Below are 17,290 nucleotides of genomic sequence, written 5' to 3' on the forward strand. Positions count from 1 at the left end.
GTAAAGAAGAAAGATTGTTTAAGGATATTTATTATGAGTGTTCTGCTTTTTATTATCTTTAGTTATTTTATTGCTGTTTGTGTTGGTTGGGCTATTCATTTTTTTTTGCATTGCAAAATCTGGGGGATCGCAATATATAAGTATCATTTGTTTGCTCATCATCGGCATAAGGAAATAGCGAATCACTGCGATTTAGATCGCTATAATATGATTGAGCACATTATTTGGCTGTCTATTATTCTTGCGCTGGAGTGTACGGCTTTTATGTTATTTTCTTTAATGTATTCGGTTATTTTTATAATAAGTACTTTGCTGTATGCAGTAGCTTTTTATTATATTCATGACAATGTGCATTTCAAACATTCCTTTTTAAATCAATATAAATGGTTTCGCCGTTTAAAAGCGCGTCATTTAATACATCATCGATATGGGGGTATTATTTATTTTAACAAAAAACTAAGGGATGAGTGCCCTAATATTTCTTTCGGTGGCCCCATCGGTGGGAAATTTATAGATAAATTATTTAATGCTGATTATAAAGAGTAGATTAGGAGATTAAATGATGTTTATCAATAATAAACTGTATCATTGTATTCGAATCGTAATAGGCCTTTTATTTTTGCTCTATGGAATTAACGATTTGTTTCATTTAAATATGTTGCCTAAATCCTCTACTTCATCACATGGGCAAAGTTTACTTTCCGCACTGAGTACCACAGGGTACCTTTTTATCTTTATGAAGATGGTTGAAATTTTTATGGGAGTATTTTTTTTATTTAATTACGCGATTCCTTTAATTGTTATATGCCTTTTAGTTCCTTTTGTGCTTAATTATGTTCTTTTTGCTGTTTTTTTAAATCCTCCTAGTATTCCTATGGCATTACTTGCTTTATTAGGTACAAGCTATTTTCTTTACTATTTTAAAGAGCGTTATAAGCCTTTGCTGAAAGGATAAAATAACCTTAATTTAGGGATAATTTACATGAATATACTTATTACTGGTTGTTCTTCTGGAATTGGCTTTCAATTAGCTTTATCGATGGCTGAACAAGGACATACCGTATTTGCAACCGTATTGGAAGATGAGGAAAAAAAGAAGTTTACTCATCCCCATATATATCCCATATTACTTAATCTACTGAATAAGGAGTCGATTCTTAAGTGTGTAGATGAAGTGAACTATCTTAGTCATGGAAAAGTTGATGTATTAATTAATAATGCAGGAGTTGCAGTAGCAGGGGCTATTGAAGATGTAGCATATGAAACTTTAGAATATCAATTTCAAATTAATGATTTTGGCTTGTGTGACCTTACACGTTTGATATTGCCGTTAATGCATGAAGCAAAAACAGGAACAATTATTAACATTAGTTCTATGTTAAGTATTTGTGTTTTTCCCTACAGAGGTGTATATGCCGCATCTAAATATGCGCTTCGCGCTATAAATGATGCTTTACGCTTGGAGTTAAAAGCGATTAATAGCCCTATTCGTGTAGTTTTAATTGAATCAGGGCCTTTGCAAACGGAAATCAGAGAAAATGCAATAATGCTATCAAAAAAATATCTGAATATTGAAGCCAGCCGTTATAAACAAGATTATGCTAAACTTTTAATTTCTGGAAGCAATCAAAAAGAAATGTTTTTTATTAAGCCACCAATAGCAATTGTTGGATTAATCGTAAAAATTATTAAATCAAGACGGCCAAGAGCACTTTACCGGTTCGGGATATTGCCTAAGGTACTTAATATTTTAAAAATGCTACTGCCTATCAGTTTGTTTGACCAATTAATTTTATACATTTTAACTATTGAATAAATCCAGTAAGAGGGTAATCGTTTAGCCCCATGATAATTAAATCAATTTGGAAAACGGAGTAATTATTCCAAACGGAGCCCAAATTTTAAACCGCTAAGAATATCTTCAGGTGCCGATAGTACTCTGAAATGGGGCCTTCTTGAGCTAAGGAACAAAGTCCAGCGAAGTGTGAAGGAAGGGGCAAGCAATTTTTGTGGCAGTGTCCTGTGTTATAATTTATAAACAATAGGGGTTTATGGCGCTTTCTTTTGTCTTAACGCCTAGAACTTATGGGTCAGGCGGACAATCCGCATGACGTAGGCATAGTGTCAATTTGCCTTGTGGTAGTGCTATTGGTACCATGACCTAACCATCTGCTGATGGCTTATCCCGCATCTCACTCTGATCCATTATTTGACCTTGGGGTATTATTAATCTCGGTATCATCAGAGCTATCCCTCCTTTTTTTAACATAATGAAATAATGTATTTCTGTGACTCTTTCCATAGGATGTTCGGGGCGATTTCTCTTCTTTTAGAGGTTTCAGTTTAAGAGAGGCTTGATATAAAAGCTCTTCATCTGGAGGTGTATAGCTATCTAAAAATACGGGCAAGGTGGTGCGATGGATTATTTGCTCAAAATTAATTTGTACTTTAATTTCCATGAGCTTTTTCAGAACAACTCCTACCATTTCGGCCCGGACCAATTCATTGTCATTCCCACTATTAGCAAAAGTGATTTCAGTTAGGATATAGCCTAAGAAAGGCAAGGTCGTGCGATACGCATTATAAATATCGCGCATAAATTTAAAGTTTCTCTTGTTCGAAACGACCAGATTTACTTCATCAATAACTTCTCGTTCCCGTGAGGGCAATGTGTTAAATGCATTAGTTAATCTTGAGACTCCCATATTATTAAATACACTAGAAAGCATCATTAAATGATTTAAGTCAGGGAAGAGCTCCGAATCTAAAGGGCATAAGCATTGAGCTAATTCAGCAAAAAACAGCAATGCATTTTGAAGATTCTCAGCTGATTGCGTGAGAATTTTTTCACTAAAATAAGCGCTTAATTTATTAAACTGTTCAGTCAGCTCCGTAATGTGGGGTGCAGTTTGTTGGCGTTTCTCTTTAAGCCAGCACTCATCCCTAAATTCGCTAAGTGATACACGCTGGTAAAACGCCATGGTTAAGGTTCTTAATTCATGTGTAATTAATGCAACGTGTTCTATCCGTTTTTTGGGAGGAAGCACTAATGCTTGATCTATCAAATCATCAAATGAGTCATTGATTTTAATCAGTTCCACAAGATTAACCTGCTGTTTTATTCGGTAAAAATTATAAAGCAAAGGGTGACTGGACATCATTGAGCCTAACTGAAATGCTTTTTCCAGGTATTCATTAAATAGTTTCCCTATTTCTCCTAACTCTGATTTTGGATTTGTATTAAGGTTACACAGAAAACGTAAATGCATACCTAATAGAGGGGGAAGACAAATTTGCGCCGTAACATGATAAAACAATAGCTGTAATATCAAAAAGTTAGCGATTGCTCTTTGAGCTATGTCACAATCAGGGTATATCAGTCTTAGACCGATAAGTATCTCAATCAGTGAATAGGAGTTAAGAAGGCCTAAAATTCGATGAGATAAAATGCCAAAGTCAAATTCTCGCACAGAGTGAGGTATTTCCTGCCCAGCAATTAATAACCATAGCGTTTGTAATAGCATTTTATTGTGGTACTTTTCGGTATTTATGTTGAGTTCTCCTAGGGGAGGGGTCTCAACTAATACACGATTATTGATAAGGAGATGAGCAAATAATTTAAGTAAACTGTTGAACTCATGCTGAACAAGTAAATACCGTTTATGGGCTGCGGGATATAAAAAACTTATTGCCCTTGAAAGAATCATTCTTATTTGCTTGGGATCCAAATCCGCTTTATCAAAATCAATAATATTTTCCAGGGAATTATGAACACAGAATTGATTAAACTGTTCTTGTAATCTCCCTGCCTCTGAAGAATTACTGTCAGTTTTATATGCATTAATTAAATCGTGTACCAGGAATATCAATTGCTCTGGGGGAATCCCTTGATGCTCCGGCAGATTCTTATTTTCTTTGATTAAGCTGCCTTCGACTATTTCTGCATTAGGTACCCTTAACATAGATGAAGATGACACAATATCCGTCTGGCATCTGGATAATAATGGAAATTCTTTCCATAACTTTTCTTTGGTGCTCGAGTTAGGACTACGATAACGTAAATCTAACTGTTCGATGGACGCTAATTCGAGACAGAATAAAATCTGGTTGAGTTCATAATTATTACCTACAAGCCTCATTGGGGTTTCACCTTTCAGGTTGGTCAATGATCGGTTAACTTGAGGGCTTTTTACTAACATTCGAACAGCCCAGGATTGATTGTTTAGAACCGCGGTATGTAAGGGAGTATTCCCTGAATTATCTGCTTTGTTTAAGAGTTCAGGAAAATATTCAATCAATAACTCCAGAACCCTTATGCATAAAGAATCGCATTTTGCAGCATAATGTAACACGGTATGTCCTCCGCGATCACAATGAGTCGCCTTGGGTCGCCAAGGTTCATTTTCTAATAGCTTTTCAACAACTTGAAATTTATTTTTTCTTATTAAAAAGTGAAATACATTTTGATCTAATAAATAAGTACTATCTAATAACGAAGGATTCTGGTTAAACCATTTAATTAACGTTTTTGCTATGTTTTTTTCATTTTCATTAGACGTTATTAAGTTTTTTATTGCTTGCTCATTCACGAATCAATTCCTTTTTGAGTTCTTGCTTAAATTTTCATTAGTTGTATTAAAATTTGATATTAATAAAAAAAACATTAATTTAATATTGTTATTCATTATTTTTGTGTAGGAATGATCTCAAAGTGATCTATAGGTGTTCGGAAAACTCAATGCAGGGAGCGGATAGGATTAATGAACCGCTATATTTTTAAATTGTTGCGTAGAGCGCAAGTTTAAGACGGAATAAAGCTTTATTATTGGATATCGCTTGACCCTGTACTATAGTACGTACTCTATATTGTTATTTATAGACAATTTATGTTTATTATGTGATGCAATAAACGTAGGAGCACATATGAGGACTGTATTTACTCTTTTAGTGATCGGTTTTTTCTTTAACAATCCCTTGTCTTACGCGAATACGCATGAGCACACCATGAGGCATGAGCTACCTAACCAAAGTGCTGTCCAAATAGTGATAGAGAACGTGCCAAGTAAAATCAAGGCCAACACAACAGAAATAATTCGTTTTCAACTTCTTAGAGATAACAAGCCTCTTACCTTAAACGACCTTAAGACCGTACATACCGAAAAAGTTCATTTAATGGTTATAGACCCCACATTGACTGATTATTATCATATACATCCGGTGATGGATCATAAAAACAAGAACTTTGTATTTAAATTTACTCCAAAGAAAAATGGTTCTTATCGAATATGGGCTGATATCACCCCGATTGCTACAGATGAACAAGTGTTTTTAAAAACCGACATAGGCTCTTCTTCAGAAAAACATTTAATTGATAAAGAAGTTAAATTAAATTCCAATGTAAATTCTTATCAGTTTAATTTGAAACTTGATGGGCAACCTCAGGTAGGTAAACCAGTAATAGCAACTATTAGTGTAACAAAAGCTGGAAAGCCCTTCAGTCAGTTAGAACCGGTTATGGGAGCATTTGCTCATCTTATGGGGTTTAATGCAGATTATTCTTCCATTCTTCATATTCACCCGATGGGAAGAGAACCAAGAAATGAATCAGAGCGGGGTGGTTCGCAATTAATGTTCCATATAGAGTCTCAAAAAGTAGGTTTCGTTAAGCTCTTTGCACAATTTCGCATTGATGGACAAGACGTTTATGTGCCTTTTGCTATTGTAATTAGACCATAGCATACAAAAGCAGGGGAATGGAGTTTTTAAGAAGCTTGCCCAGTAGGTGTGATGGGGTTCATTACTTGCAGCTGGTTCTAACGCGTTAGGCTTAGTAATTTTGAATTTCAATGTTAAGTAAGCGACATGCATTTAAGAGTTCTTCAACGCATAACTCATTATCATTAGAATAATAAACAAAGTTTCTATGGATATTACTACTGGCGGAGTTTAATGAACACCCATCAATGGAAGAAACAGCACTATACCTTCCGTCAGAGAGAGTCACTCTCACAACTTGGCCATAATCTGTAAAGATCAAACAAGACATATTCTGGTTATTAGAAAAAATTGAATTTAAATAAAATGCATTAAAGCACGGACAGGCAAACACGTTGTTATTAACTAATAGAACAAGCGCAATTAATAATATTAAAAACGTGTTTTTCAACGTGAGCATCATGATCAGCACCATAACCAAATCCATTTATTAAATTATAGAACATCGAATCCTCAGCAGGGATATTCTAAAAAGAGGAGGGATGTGTATCTGTGCTCCGCATGTCACAAAGCCCTCCGGCATTGAGGAATCATTCGATGTAGTGCATGCAGATTATTTCAAAGGCTCTCTTGTAATGTTTCAACCCACATCCAGTTTTGGAGTCTGCTGGAGAAATAATCAAAGGAAGTGTTCGAGTGATGGATTGCAAATTCTAGCACAAGTCGATAATATGATCTTACAAAAAATAACAATAAATGAATAACATGAAACTCGCACTTTTTACTACGGTGTTACTTACAGCTGCATCCGCCTCAGCCACAACTCCGGTCAATAACTGGTATACGAGTGCTTTTGGCGGTTATACTCACTTATCTTCAAATGTGAGAACGCATTATTATGGTTTCTTGCTCTCTGATGTGCATTATCGGTACGGCTATAACGTAGGTGGTAGCGTGGGATATCAAAGCCACCCTATCCGTTATGAGCTTCAATACACTTACTTATATGCTGACACTAATCAATATAGTTCTAATTACATAAAACGATTAAAGATTGATGGTGGTACTAAAGCCAATATTCTCATGGCAAATCTTTATTATGATTTTCATGAGGTAGTGGGACGTCTTTCTCCTTTTGTTGGAGTAGGTATTGGTTACGCCTTAATGCATGCTACGTTAAACAGTACAAGCCGATTCCATCGGCCACATTTTAACAGGGATCAGAATTCCTTCACGTACCAAGGTCTTGCTGGATTGACTTATAATTTCAGGAAGAATCTTGCAGTTAATGCCGTCTATCGTTACACAGCAACAGGCAATAACAGTTATTGGGGAAAACCTCTCCAAGCACAAATGGGTAATTTGGAGGTGGTCTATCGTTTTGATTTCGCCAGCCCCAGTTATAAATAATGATTTATTATCCTTATGAGACAAATGATTGCATTTCTAAATAGTGTTCAATTAGGCAAAGAGTTTTTTTCCTGCTCACCAGACCCTGGAACTATTTTTTCTGCAGGAAAAATGACCGTTAATTGTGAAGCAAATTCTTTTTCTATAAATTCTTTATTTACGTTAAAAGAGTTGCTGGCCAGGGAAGAAGAGACGGTTTTTCGTTTTCTAGTGGATACAGAAGGCAAATTGTGGTTTGCTTTTGAAACTCGTCCTCATAATAATGCACCGAAACATTTTCAAATGACTGGAGCTCCTTTAGATAAAGCAAGTTGCTTGACTGCAGGTAATATAAAATTTAGCAGTAAAACAGGAAGGATTTTAAAAAATATTAGTCATCGTAGTGGCGATTTTCGTCCTTCATTCCTTTCCCTACGTTGGATTTTGGCAATACTTCTTATTAATGAAAAATTACTTCCCTTTAAGTTGCCTAGGTTCATTGTTATAAAAGAGCTAAAGAATGAAAAAGTATATAAACATATATGGCGCTTAAAAAAAATCAAAAAGTGGGTAGATAGTTTTAGCGATAATGAAGCCCTGATAAATCAATTGCGTCAGGAAAATCTACCCAGCAAAATGGTGCATTATGAAGCAACAAGTCACTTTGTTGCAGAAAACGGGGTTTTGTTAGCAGGGAAAGAAAGACAAGTGGCTTTTGGTTAAATAGGGGATTCGAGTTTTATAACGCGCAATGATTATTTCTTCGCCAGGATTGAATCGGGTCAGTAACGACTCTTCCAGTTTATTACACATTCGATTCAATATTTCAAGAAAATTAGTACACACCCTTCTTCGGTTTGCAATCACTCTTGTGTCTTTGTCATGTAACTACTCAATTTTTCAACAAAGGATGGTTTAAGTGATTAATATCCTATTGGTTTTACTTGCATTTGTATTGGTTTTATTAAATGCCTTTTTTGTGGCTGCTGAATTTGGGATGGTGAAACTCCGCTCGACTCGAGTGGAGGCAATCAAAACCAGTTATGGCTTTAGAGGTAAAATTTTATTTCATGTGCATCAACATCTTGATGCGTATTTATCAGCATGTCAGCTGGGTATTACCTTCGCATCCCTTGGGCTGGGCTGGATTGGGGAACCTGCTTTTGCTCATTTTATGGAGCCACTACTTATTCTTGTTGGTGTTAACTCCCCTCAGCTCATAACGGTTATCGCTTTTTTCGCTGCTTTTTCATTTATCTCTTTCCTCCATATCGTTGTTGGTGAGTTAATGCCTAAATCACTTGCTATTCGTCAGTCAGAACGAGTCTCTGTATGGACTGCTTTACCCATATATGGCTTTTATTGGCTTATGTATCCAGCAATTTGGGTACTTAATACCTGTTCGAATTTTCTGTTGAAAATTTTTCACTTAGATGCAGTTCACCATGGTGAGCATTTTTATTCGACAGAAGAAATAAAGTTGCTTTTAAACGCTAGCCATCTTCATGGAGAGCTGAGCGAAGAGGAGGTTGATATTATCGAGCATACTTTAGATTTAGCTGACTTGAAAGTCACTGAAGTAATGCGTTTCAGTGAGGAAATGGTCATGATTGATTTAAATCAATCAATTCATCAGATGATGGACATCATTATGGAGCATCGTTATAGCCGGTATCCTGTATACGATCCTGAGAAAAAGGACATTATTGGGATTATTCATGTAAAAGATATCCTGCCAGCCATTTATCAAAAACCTGATCTGGATGATTTAAGACCATTTATTAGGCCCATTCTAAAAACTTCACGTCGATTACCAGCATTAGATTTATTGCGACAATTTCGCGAAGGGATGCCACATTTTGCTCTTGTTTATAGGGGTAAGAATACCATTTTGGGATTTGTGACCTTAGATAATTTACTGCAAGTACTCATTGGTCGTATTAAAGATGAATTCCATCGCACCAAAGTAGATTGGGTATTAAATAAGGATGGTAGCATCACCGCCTCAGGAAATTGCTCCATATACTCATTGGAGCAAGCCCTTGAGCGCGAAATTGACGTAGAGGATGACATTGATATTTTAACAGGATTGTTTTTACAACGCTTAGGCTATATGCCTAAAGAAGGAGAACATGTTGATTTCCCTGAATTTAACGCATACATAGAAAAGATAAAGGCTAATAAAATACTAAAAGTAAGAATTTACCCAAAAAAAATATCAGACTAGCCATGAAAGCTAAGTTTAATATTCTAGAAAGGATTTAAAAAATGATAAGAGGCTTGTTATCTTCTGAAGTAGAAGAACGAATAAAACAAGGCAAACAGAACATAGCGACAACGACCAAAACTAAAAAAATTGCTGAAATATTCATTGAGAATATTTTTTCGGTTTTTAATCTAGTCATATTTGCAATTATTATTTTTCTAACTACGTTCTTCTTTATAGAACATGATGAGCGATTGTTTTTTGATATCATTGGAGTGTCTTTTGTTGTCATTATTAATACATTCATTGCTATATTTGAAGAAATTAAAGCTAAAAGAGCTTTAGATAAAGTTAATTTACTATTGACGCGTGAAGTAAAAGTTATCAGGGATGGGGCTGAGCAATCCATTGAACAGTCCGAAGTGGTTATTGATGATATCATTCTATTAGAACGTGGGGACTCAGTGGTGGTTGATGGCGTCGTGGTAGAATCTACGAAGTTAGAAATCGATGAGTCGTTATTAACGGGAGAATCCACCCCGATTAATAAAAACATAGATGATGAATTAATGTCTGGAAGTCATTGTCTTTCAGGTAGGGGAGTCTACAAAGCCTTAAAGGTTGGTGATGATTGTCATGCACAAGAAATTACGAAGCTCGCTAAAAAATTCAAACGGAATATTTCCCCTTTACAAAAGCGATTAAATTTTATTGTAAAAACCTTATTCTTTGCAGCCTTGGGTTTAATTATTCTTGAAATTACATTGGGACATACCGGATTAAATCGCGTAGAACTGATTAGGAAAATAGCTACTATTATGCTGGCCTTGGTTCCTCAAGGGCTTATTTTGATGTCTTCAGTCACATTTGCGCTGGGAATTTACCGAATAAGCAAAATCGGTGCGATTATACAAAAACTTAACGCTATCGAAGCTTTTTCCAATACTAAAATTGTTTGCACTGATAAAACGGGTACACTTACCCAAAACAAATTGTCAGTACATAAAATCACCCCTCTGGTTAATGATTATTCAATGGGGCAGACACAACAACTTTTGGGGACCTATGCACGTTTTTCACTAGATAAAAATGCTACGCTGAGAACACTGGAACCATTTAACGCATCCGATGCCATTATCACTGGAGAGATTCCTTTTTCCTCTGAAAATAAATTCAGTTTATTGCAGCTAATCATCCACGATGAAAATTTGCCTTTAAATAATCAAAAAGTAACTTTTGTTCTAGGGGGCTATGATGTGTTGCTGGATAAAATTGACGCGGCAGAAAAAAAGCGAATTGATGCGCTCTATCAAAAAAAACAATTAAAAGTTTTTCGAAACCTGATATTTGGTATCGAAAAATCTAATCGTTCTCCTGAATCTCTTTTAGAAAATACAAACGGTTTGGAAATTGAACCAATTTGCATCATTTCGATTATGGATCAGGTGAGAGAAGATGTAATGGATGCGATCAACCTTTTCAAAAGAAAAAACATACAGATTAAGATATTGTCAGGTGACAATGCCTCATCAATACAAGCAGTTGCTCATGAGATTGGTTGGAACATTGAGGATAATGATTTGATATCCGGCAAGGAAATTGATGAGGTGGATGATGAACAGTTATTAACAATAATCAAAGACAAAAAAATATTTTCTCGTCTGAAACCTCAACACAAACTAAGAATTGTTAAGCTTCTTAGAGAAAACAAAATTTACACCGCAATGATCGGCGATGGGGTTAACGATCTGCCTGCAATAAAAGAAGCAGATATAGGCATTGCGATGGAAGAAGGAAGTAGCATCACCAAAGAAGTGGCTGACATCATTTTATTAAAAAATAAATTCACTCTTCTCCCCAAAATCTTTGATGAAGGTAATAAGATCGTCAATACGATTAATGACGTAGCAAAACTTTTTCTCACAAAGACCTTTTTAGTTATTTTTACTACGCTTATGTCGCTTTTTGCTTTTTATAATTTTCCACTTACACCACGTCGGGTGGCGTTAATTAATATTTTTTCCATTGGTTTACCCTCATTCATCATTGCTCTAAAAAATTCCAATATTAATAAATTAAAGAATTTTACAATGGAATTATTTTCATTTGTCATTATTTCCGCATTACTAATCGCACTAGCTTCTTATGTAGGTCAGTGTGTTACGAAACAGTACGCAGGATACACAGCGGAAGATATACAAATGGTTATGCTCTCGATAATGGTCATAGTAACCACCGCCAATTTTCTAGCGGTTACGATTCGCAAAAAAGAAAAAAATCTACGGTTATATTTTTTATATGCTTTCGGACTGATAGCCTTATATTCGGCATTAGCACTTAGCGAGAGTAATTTTATTTTGATCAAGTGGGCAAAAATATTTTATGAAATATCTTATCTTGATCGAAAATATTGGCTGATTACTTTTTTGATCAGCTTGAGCTTCTCAATAGCGATTGTTCTGGCCCAACATTTGCGGAAAAGAATATTGAAAGTAATAACGCAGTTACACTAATGAGTAGAGTAGGCGTTATATTATGATAATTACCATCTTCAGAGTCAGGTTGTAAATAGAGAAAAATGTCATCGTTTAAAGGAAATTCATTATAACTATTAATAGCTGATGGCTTATTACCATACATAGTACCTTTCTCTGTAGTAATTGAGCACGTAATAGTATTGTTAATTTTTCTACAAACAAAGCTTGTTAAGCTTCCAGGAGGGAGCTACTTGAACATTCATAGTCTTAGAGCTTAGAATTTTACAATCACTATCTTGCAATATAATTTCATCACTTGCCCATGCTATATGAGAAATAATAAGGAAGATTATTGTAAATAGACTCTCATGGGATTCCTTAACCAACTAATAAAAAATTAGTCCCTAACAAACTTTTTGTTCAAAATACTACCAATGCAAGTATAGTAGGCTATAAAATATTTTTTCTATTAAGAAGGGTTCATATTAAAATTCTCACTTATGTAAGCAAAACCATATAACATCTTTTTAATCGAGATTTACCCTATAGACGCTTTATAGCCATCCTTTAGGAGTAGGTTCGTGGAGTTGTCCCTATAAAACCGGACCACTTAGCCTGCTACAGCCCTTTGGATAAATTGTCGTGGTGCCATCATGGGGCGCATGTTCATTTGATGTGGTCTAAATCTATTAGACCATGTATGGCCCCCGCCCGTTTTGCAAGAGGTATTTTAAAATTTTTAGCAATATAGGATGAGATGCAGTTATGTGTTCGGGTTACCTTGCGCTGTTCTTTGTTTCATTAACAACTCTCTTGCTCTATACAGTAATAATACATCTTGTTGCTCCAGCGTTTTTCTAGGAACAAATCGCATTGTTGCCCGTGTAACGGCTTCCGCTATCGCTTCTGCATTCGCGCATCATTTTTATTCGATTTTACATAGGGCTTCACAAATTGGGGCGACATTATTTTTACCCTTCAAATACATGCGCCCAATAATGTGCGCTTCCACATGCTTCAATGCCACCCAGGCAAGCGGGAGTGTTAACCATATACTCAGTAAGTTTTTCGCGGCTTGAACGTTTTGTTAAAACACGACTGTCTCTCGCGTCTGTGCCGTGTAATTGAAAAACATCTTTTGCCAAATCTATCTCTGATACTTTAATATCTTTCATTATGGATCCCCTTTTTTTCTTGAATGAACATCACAATTTCCTTCTGGCTCAACTTGAAGCCTGTTTAAAGTGGCGGGGTCCATACCATTACGTCAATAGATTGGAAGTAGAAGTAGCCCTAATTGTATAACTTTGATTATTCTGATGAAATGCTTGGCACGGTTTCAGAGCGCATGCCAAGCAAAGATTTTATTATTTATCTTTATAACAATAAATTTCACTGTCACCGGTATTTACTGGCTTTAATACTAAAGGTTCTTCCCCTCCACCTTCCGTTTTGTTCATAAGACAACGGTAACCAGAAAAAGTATAGTAATAATTACCCTCAGGCATCAAATATCCTTTGGGGGTCGTGTATGTTTTGCTGTCTTCATCCACTGTTATTGGAATGCTTTTCCATGTATTGGTTTGAGTATTAATTACATTTTCCGCAAAAGCAGAAGAAATAAATACGGTACAGAGCATCGTTAAAATTAGTTTTTTCATTAAAATCTCCCTAGTAATAAAAATCCTATTTAAATAACAGTTGCTCTTAAACTATAGTAAGAAATTTTCTTTTGTCGATTAAATGTACTAAACATTCGTATCTAAAAACTCTTCCAAGACAGTTTGTGGTCTATTTCCTAGCAAATTATTGCTCATATTATTTTTAAAAGTAGCAGGAACACCTCTAATGGTAGTTCCGCAAACTTTTTCAAATTTATCATTGACCATTTGATAGAAAATCCAATCCCTGTATTTTTCCTGATTAGAAACACGTTCGTAAACTGGCAAAAAAGCTTTGCAGTGTGAACACCAAGATGCATGGACTAATAAGACCGTTTTTGGCATTGCTAAAGCAGCGCAATCATTACTCGTGAATGGTCTTAGGGTTGCAAAAGACAGAGTAGGGAGCAGGGGTACTAGCGTTATAACTAACCATTTTATTATATTTTTCATTTATTTCTCAATCCGGATTGGCTTGGTACGAAATGATAAATTATCTTTCAATTCAAATCAATTAGAGCAAATAGGAGATTTATGTTCTATGTTGATTAATTGCGGCAAGATCTCCAAAATTACTCATATTAATTTTAAGTGAAGCCTGTAAGACTACGAACATCATTGTAAATATGGTAATGAGCGCCATCGAACCATAAATTTCTGGATGAGTTGAAGCCCCAAAAGGATCAACTAATTGGGTTAAACCTTGTATGCCATAAAGAGCAACAGCTTCTCTCCAAAAATTTTTGGAAGAAAAAACATGATGTTTGCTTATGGTCATAACATCATGTTTGGCAATATAAATAGCGAAAACTTGATAAATAATATAAATCACCAAGAACCAACCGAAATAATTTTGCAAGGGAACACCAAAATACAACCCTCCATCCCTCCATACCCATAATGAATAAACCGTTGATGCAAGAGGATCCATGCACACATCCCACATCACCATAATAAAAGCAGCCATTAAAGGCACAAGGAACAGTTTCTTCCCAGTGAGCTGCGTAGTGTATTGCCCCAGGAGTATATGAGCCAAAATCCATGAGGCGTAGCCTGTTCCAAAATATGCGAACATAATAATGAGCGGCACTTCAAATAGTCTTGGACCTGCTAATTTATCATAATAATAATACCCAAAAGGAAATCCGGTCTGGATGCTTAAGGATTCAAAAAAGTGACTTATAAGCCACGTTATTATAAAAAATATAATTATATTCTTTATTCCATATCGCTCCGTACCATGTAGACAAGCTGATATAAAAATAGCTAAGACAAGAATAATAGGTAAAAAAAGCTCGGCAACTGGGCCATGCCAGACAGCAGAAAAGAGCGTGGCTAGAAGGTAAATAGTAATCACTATCCATCTCATAATACTACTTCTATTTTTTGTTTCTCTATTGCTAGTCATTTACGCATCCTTATGCCACACGATACCCTCCAGCCGTAAGCTGGAGGATATCTGTTTTTAAAAGGCAAGAGCTCGGGCGCAGCGAATTCCTCCCTTACAGCCCTTAGTACAAACAATATTGAATTGTAGCAGTCTTTGCTGAGTCGAGCGTTATGTTAGAAGGAAAAGCTGCTACAGGAACAAAAGTCCATAACGGTGTACTCGCTTTTGCTTTAGAACAAACTAAACAAGAAAAGAATAAGCTCATAAACAAAATTATTAAATAATTTTTTTTCATTCAGGATGTCCTTGAATATTTTTAAAGTTTAGAAAAAAATTGATTTGGATCTTCAATAAGACATTAAATCTTTGATTTATCGATCTTTACTTACGTTAATATTAAAATGCAGGCTAAACTCAACAAAACTTTTATTGATCAATAATCTGTTTTTTATCATGACGTTTTCATTTAAGAGGTGTCCTTATTCTCTAATAAGGAAGGAAAAGAATTTTAGATTATCAGGGTTAGTTTATTTTGAATAATAATCAATGGGGGCAGCCTAGACTTATAATCTTTGCCTTCTGGATTTTCAATCGAGCCTGTCCCTATTGATTGCTCAACTATTAAAAGCCTTTTCCGACGATTGGTTGAGTATAAATCCCACTATTATATTCTTGCCAGGTTTCGGCAGGTTTAATAGAGCATTTTTTTGAAACCATGTGCCAACCCGGAGTGTGCTTATAACATGCGGCTTGGATTGGCCCAACTACTAAAACCATACTGCTAGCAACTATTAGCCCAGCTGCTAATGATTTGATTTTCATTTACATCTCCTTATGTTTTGCATATCAATTAGATTAATAATGATACTATATGAGTATAGATCCGTCATGAAAGTATGCAAATTTGATACATTTTATAGAATAAAATCAATAGGGGGCAGATATTAAAATAGGGGATGAAGTTGGGGCAATTTCATCAATAGATTACTCCTTTAGCCCCGAGGATAAAGATCCCCCATACGCCAATTAAAATATGTGATGCGGATACACTGACAAGCGATGCTTGTTTGTAAAATAACCATCCCCAAAATAATCCGGGTACAAATGTCAATGACGCAAACATTAAACTCAAATGCGAATGTACTGACGAAAAAATAAGATTAGATAAGATAATCGCATTCCAAATCCGGAATGTTTCATTTCCTGGCAAAAAGGAGAAGAAGGTCGATTGCAAAGCACAGCGTGCAATTAATTCTTGAATTGGTACAAGCAGGGTATAAAAAAATACAACAACCAAATAAAGTGTGGCACTAAATTTACCGTTCACTAGTCCCTCATCAAATCCTGAAAATAGCGCCACATGATTCGGATTCGCGCCCCAATACACCAAATAGGCTTTAGCAAGTAGAAATAGAAGCATCACAGGAAGCGTATACTTCAACGCTTGTAAGGTTTTTTGTGGCCAATCCTCAAAAGTAATACCAAAGTGTTTTAATGGCAATCCGGTAAGATGCATTGCGCCGAGAATTCCTAGAGCAAAAAATATAATTAATCCAACTGAGAGAAAAGTCGAATTATTTATTAGATTTTTTTCAATACCAATTAAAGTGGTAAGTGATAAGGTATATAAACTGATTAGCCAAAACATGGCAATCATAAATACTCCGAGTACATTGCGTGCTTGGGCTTGCTCTAAGCTTTCCTCCATTTTTTTTATCGTGATTTGATTCGTGTCTCGTAGTTTCTGGGACAATATTTTGGCCATGTTTTTGGTTAACAATAAGCGTATTCGTGGATGAGCATTCACTGCTTCTAAATTAAAGCTTAATACGGCTAAATCTGATTTCGCCCTAATGGACGCAGCACGCGGCTTATTTTCTACAAGCGCCATATCCCCTATCACATCGTCTTTTTTCAAGGTTGCTAAGACATGAGCATGCTTTTCATTATGCTTAGTTTTTTTATTAATAAAAACCTCTGCCTCACCTTCAAGAATAATATAAAAGGAATCAGGCTGGTCATCTTCCTGAAAAAGAACATCTCCTTTACCAAAAAACAATTGCACTCCTAACACGTCATAAAAATCGGATAATTCTTTTGCTGTAAATTCCTCAGTAAGTATTTTATGTGGGTTTGCATTTATTTGATAATTATAAGCAGGTGAATTAAATGAAAAATTAGAGTTAGGATTAAATTCTTTAATAATACATGACGAACGATTTACAACATTCACAGCAACCCCTCATACATACTGCAATTATATTGAGCATAGTAACAGTTATGAAGATTTTCAATTTTTAAATGAGTTTTTGCTTTGATTCTGGTTATGTAAACTAAGTGCACAACATCAAACAGTGCGTCAGCAAGCATTAAAAGGAATGGCAGAATTAGTCGAGCAATATAAAAGCATGACTCATCATCAGCATGATTAAAATCTGGCTCAGACAATTTT

Annotated in this window: 14 protein-coding genes and 1 pseudogene; 8 read left to right on the plus strand and 7 right to left on the minus strand. The window is 35.5% G+C overall.

The genetic code is table 11. The features are described from left to right. Nucleotides 1-33 precede the first annotated feature (33 nt). Genes E1P08_RS14040 through E1P08_RS14050 form a run of 3 tightly spaced genes read left to right on the plus strand, consistent with a single transcriptional unit; the run spans nt 34 to nt 1,816 of the window. Nucleotides 34-546 (plus strand): hypothetical protein, encoded by a 513-nt coding sequence (locus E1P08_RS14040; protein WP_133137633.1) that lies wholly within the window; start codon nt 34-36, stop codon nt 544-546. A 13-nt stretch (nt 547-559) separates the two neighbouring features. After that, nucleotides 560-955 carry a hypothetical protein gene (locus tag E1P08_RS14045; protein ID WP_133137634.1) on the plus strand — a complete coding sequence of 132 codons (396 nt, stop codon included), beginning with the start codon at nt 560-562 and terminating at the stop codon, nt 953-955. A gap of 27 nt (nt 956-982) precedes the next feature. Next, entirely contained in the window at nt 983-1,816 is an 834-nt protein-coding gene (locus E1P08_RS14050) for an SDR family NAD(P)-dependent oxidoreductase (protein WP_133137635.1), read from the plus strand. Between the two features lie 376 nt (nt 1,817-2,192). On the opposite strand, the gene E1P08_RS14055 is transcribed toward E1P08_RS14050, so the two are convergent. Continuing rightward, nucleotides 2,193-4,589 (minus strand): RasGEF domain-containing protein, encoded by a 2,397-nt coding sequence (locus E1P08_RS14055; RefSeq protein ID WP_133137636.1) that lies wholly within the window; start codon nt 4,587-4,589, stop codon nt 2,193-2,195. A gap of 415 nt (nt 4,590-5,004) precedes the next feature. Between E1P08_RS14055 and E1P08_RS14060 the strand changes: the two genes are divergently transcribed. The 5 genes from E1P08_RS14060 (at nt 5,005) to E1P08_RS14080 (ending at nt 11,823) form a co-directional block, all read left to right on the plus strand. Further along, nucleotides 5,005-5,736, plus strand: a complete 732-nt coding sequence (locus E1P08_RS14060) for a hypothetical protein (protein WP_242602481.1) — start codon at nt 5,005-5,007, stop codon at nt 5,734-5,736. Between the two features lie 744 nt (nt 5,737-6,480). Further along, a complete protein-coding gene (locus tag E1P08_RS14065) occupies nt 6,481-7,125 on the plus strand; it encodes an outer membrane protein (protein WP_133137638.1) in 645 nt (214 codons plus the stop codon). A gap of 24 nt (nt 7,126-7,149) precedes the next feature. Then, nucleotides 7,150-7,827 carry a hypothetical protein gene (locus E1P08_RS14070; RefSeq protein WP_133137639.1) on the plus strand — a complete coding sequence of 226 codons (678 nt, stop codon included), beginning with the start codon at nt 7,150-7,152 and terminating at the stop codon, nt 7,825-7,827. A gap of 196 nt (nt 7,828-8,023) precedes the next feature. After that, nucleotides 8,024-9,331 carry a hemolysin family protein gene (locus E1P08_RS14075; RefSeq protein ID WP_133137640.1) on the plus strand — a complete coding sequence of 436 codons (1,308 nt, stop codon included), beginning with the start codon at nt 8,024-8,026 and terminating at the stop codon, nt 9,329-9,331. Nucleotides 9,332-9,372: 41 nt separating this feature from the next. Then, nucleotides 9,373-11,823 (plus strand): HAD-IC family P-type ATPase, encoded by a 2,451-nt coding sequence (locus E1P08_RS14080; RefSeq protein WP_133137641.1) that lies wholly within the window; start codon nt 9,373-9,375, stop codon nt 11,821-11,823. 739 nt (nt 11,824-12,562) lie between these two features. Here the strand turns inward: E1P08_RS14080 and E1P08_RS17510 are convergent. The 6 genes and pseudogenes from E1P08_RS17510 to E1P08_RS14110 form a co-directional block, all read right to left on the minus strand. Then, nucleotides 12,563-12,953, minus strand: a pseudogene (locus tag E1P08_RS17510) (transposase); the annotation flags it as partial. 201 nt (nt 12,954-13,154) lie between these two features. Next, complete coding sequence (locus E1P08_RS14090; RefSeq protein WP_133137643.1) at nt 13,155-13,448, minus strand: hypothetical protein; 294 nt, start codon at nt 13,446-13,448, stop codon at nt 13,155-13,157. 87 nt (nt 13,449-13,535) lie between these two features. Continuing rightward, a complete protein-coding gene (locus E1P08_RS14095) occupies nt 13,536-13,901 on the minus strand; it encodes a thioredoxin domain-containing protein (protein ID WP_133137644.1) in 366 nt (121 codons plus the stop codon). 79 nt (nt 13,902-13,980) lie between these two features. Next, nucleotides 13,981-14,856: a carotenoid biosynthesis protein gene (locus E1P08_RS14100; RefSeq protein WP_133137645.1), complete on the minus strand. Its 876-nt coding sequence runs from the start codon at nt 14,854-14,856 to the stop codon at nt 13,981-13,983. Nucleotides 14,857-15,459: 603 nt separating this feature from the next. Then, the gene (locus E1P08_RS14105; protein WP_133137646.1) at nt 15,460-15,660 is read right to left on the minus strand and encodes a hypothetical protein; all 201 of its coding nucleotides are present in this window, start codon (nt 15,658-15,660) and stop codon (nt 15,460-15,462) included. Nucleotides 15,661-15,814: 154 nt separating this feature from the next. Continuing rightward, nucleotides 15,815-17,071, minus strand: a complete 1,257-nt coding sequence (locus E1P08_RS14110; RefSeq protein WP_133137647.1) for a cyclic nucleotide-binding domain-containing protein — start codon at nt 17,069-17,071, stop codon at nt 15,815-15,817. Between the last annotated feature and the right edge of the window lie 219 nt (nt 17,072-17,290).

The sequence above is a fragment of the Legionella rowbothamii genome, from assembly GCF_900639985.1.
Lineage (GTDB): Bacteria > Pseudomonadota > Gammaproteobacteria > Legionellales > Legionellaceae > Legionella > Legionella rowbothamii.

Bases quoted from the DNA above. Each gene is read 5' to 3' on its own strand.
- E1P08_RS14040 (WP_133137633.1), top strand. From the start codon at position 34: ATGAGTGTTCTGCTTTTTATTATCTTTAGTTATTTTATTGCTGTTTGT.
- E1P08_RS14045 (WP_133137634.1), top strand. From the start codon at position 560: ATGATGTTTATCAATAATAAACTGTATCATTGTATTCGAATCGTAATA.
- E1P08_RS14050 (WP_133137635.1), top strand. From the start codon at position 983: ATGAATATACTTATTACTGGTTGTTCTTCTGGAATTGGCTTTCAATTA.
- E1P08_RS14060 (WP_242602481.1), top strand. From the start codon at position 5,005: ATGAGGCATGAGCTACCTAACCAAAGTGCTGTCCAAATAGTGATAGAG.
- E1P08_RS14065 (WP_133137638.1), top strand. From the start codon at position 6,481: ATGAAACTCGCACTTTTTACTACGGTGTTACTTACAGCTGCATCCGCC.
- E1P08_RS14070 (WP_133137639.1), top strand. From the start codon at position 7,150: ATGATTGCATTTCTAAATAGTGTTCAATTAGGCAAAGAGTTTTTTTCC.
- E1P08_RS14080 (WP_133137641.1), top strand. From the start codon at position 9,373: ATGATAAGAGGCTTGTTATCTTCTGAAGTAGAAGAACGAATAAAACAA.
- E1P08_RS14090 (WP_133137643.1), bottom strand. From the start codon at position 13,448: ATGAAAAAACTAATTTTAACGATGCTCTGTACCGTATTTATTTCTTCT.
- E1P08_RS14095 (WP_133137644.1), bottom strand. From the start codon at position 13,901: ATGAAAAATATAATAAAATGGTTAGTTATAACGCTAGTACCCCTGCTC.
- E1P08_RS14100 (WP_133137645.1), bottom strand. From the start codon at position 14,856: ATGACTAGCAATAGAGAAACAAAAAATAGAAGTAGTATTATGAGATGG.
- E1P08_RS14105 (WP_133137646.1), bottom strand. From the start codon at position 15,660: ATGAAAATCAAATCATTAGCAGCTGGGCTAATAGTTGCTAGCAGTATG.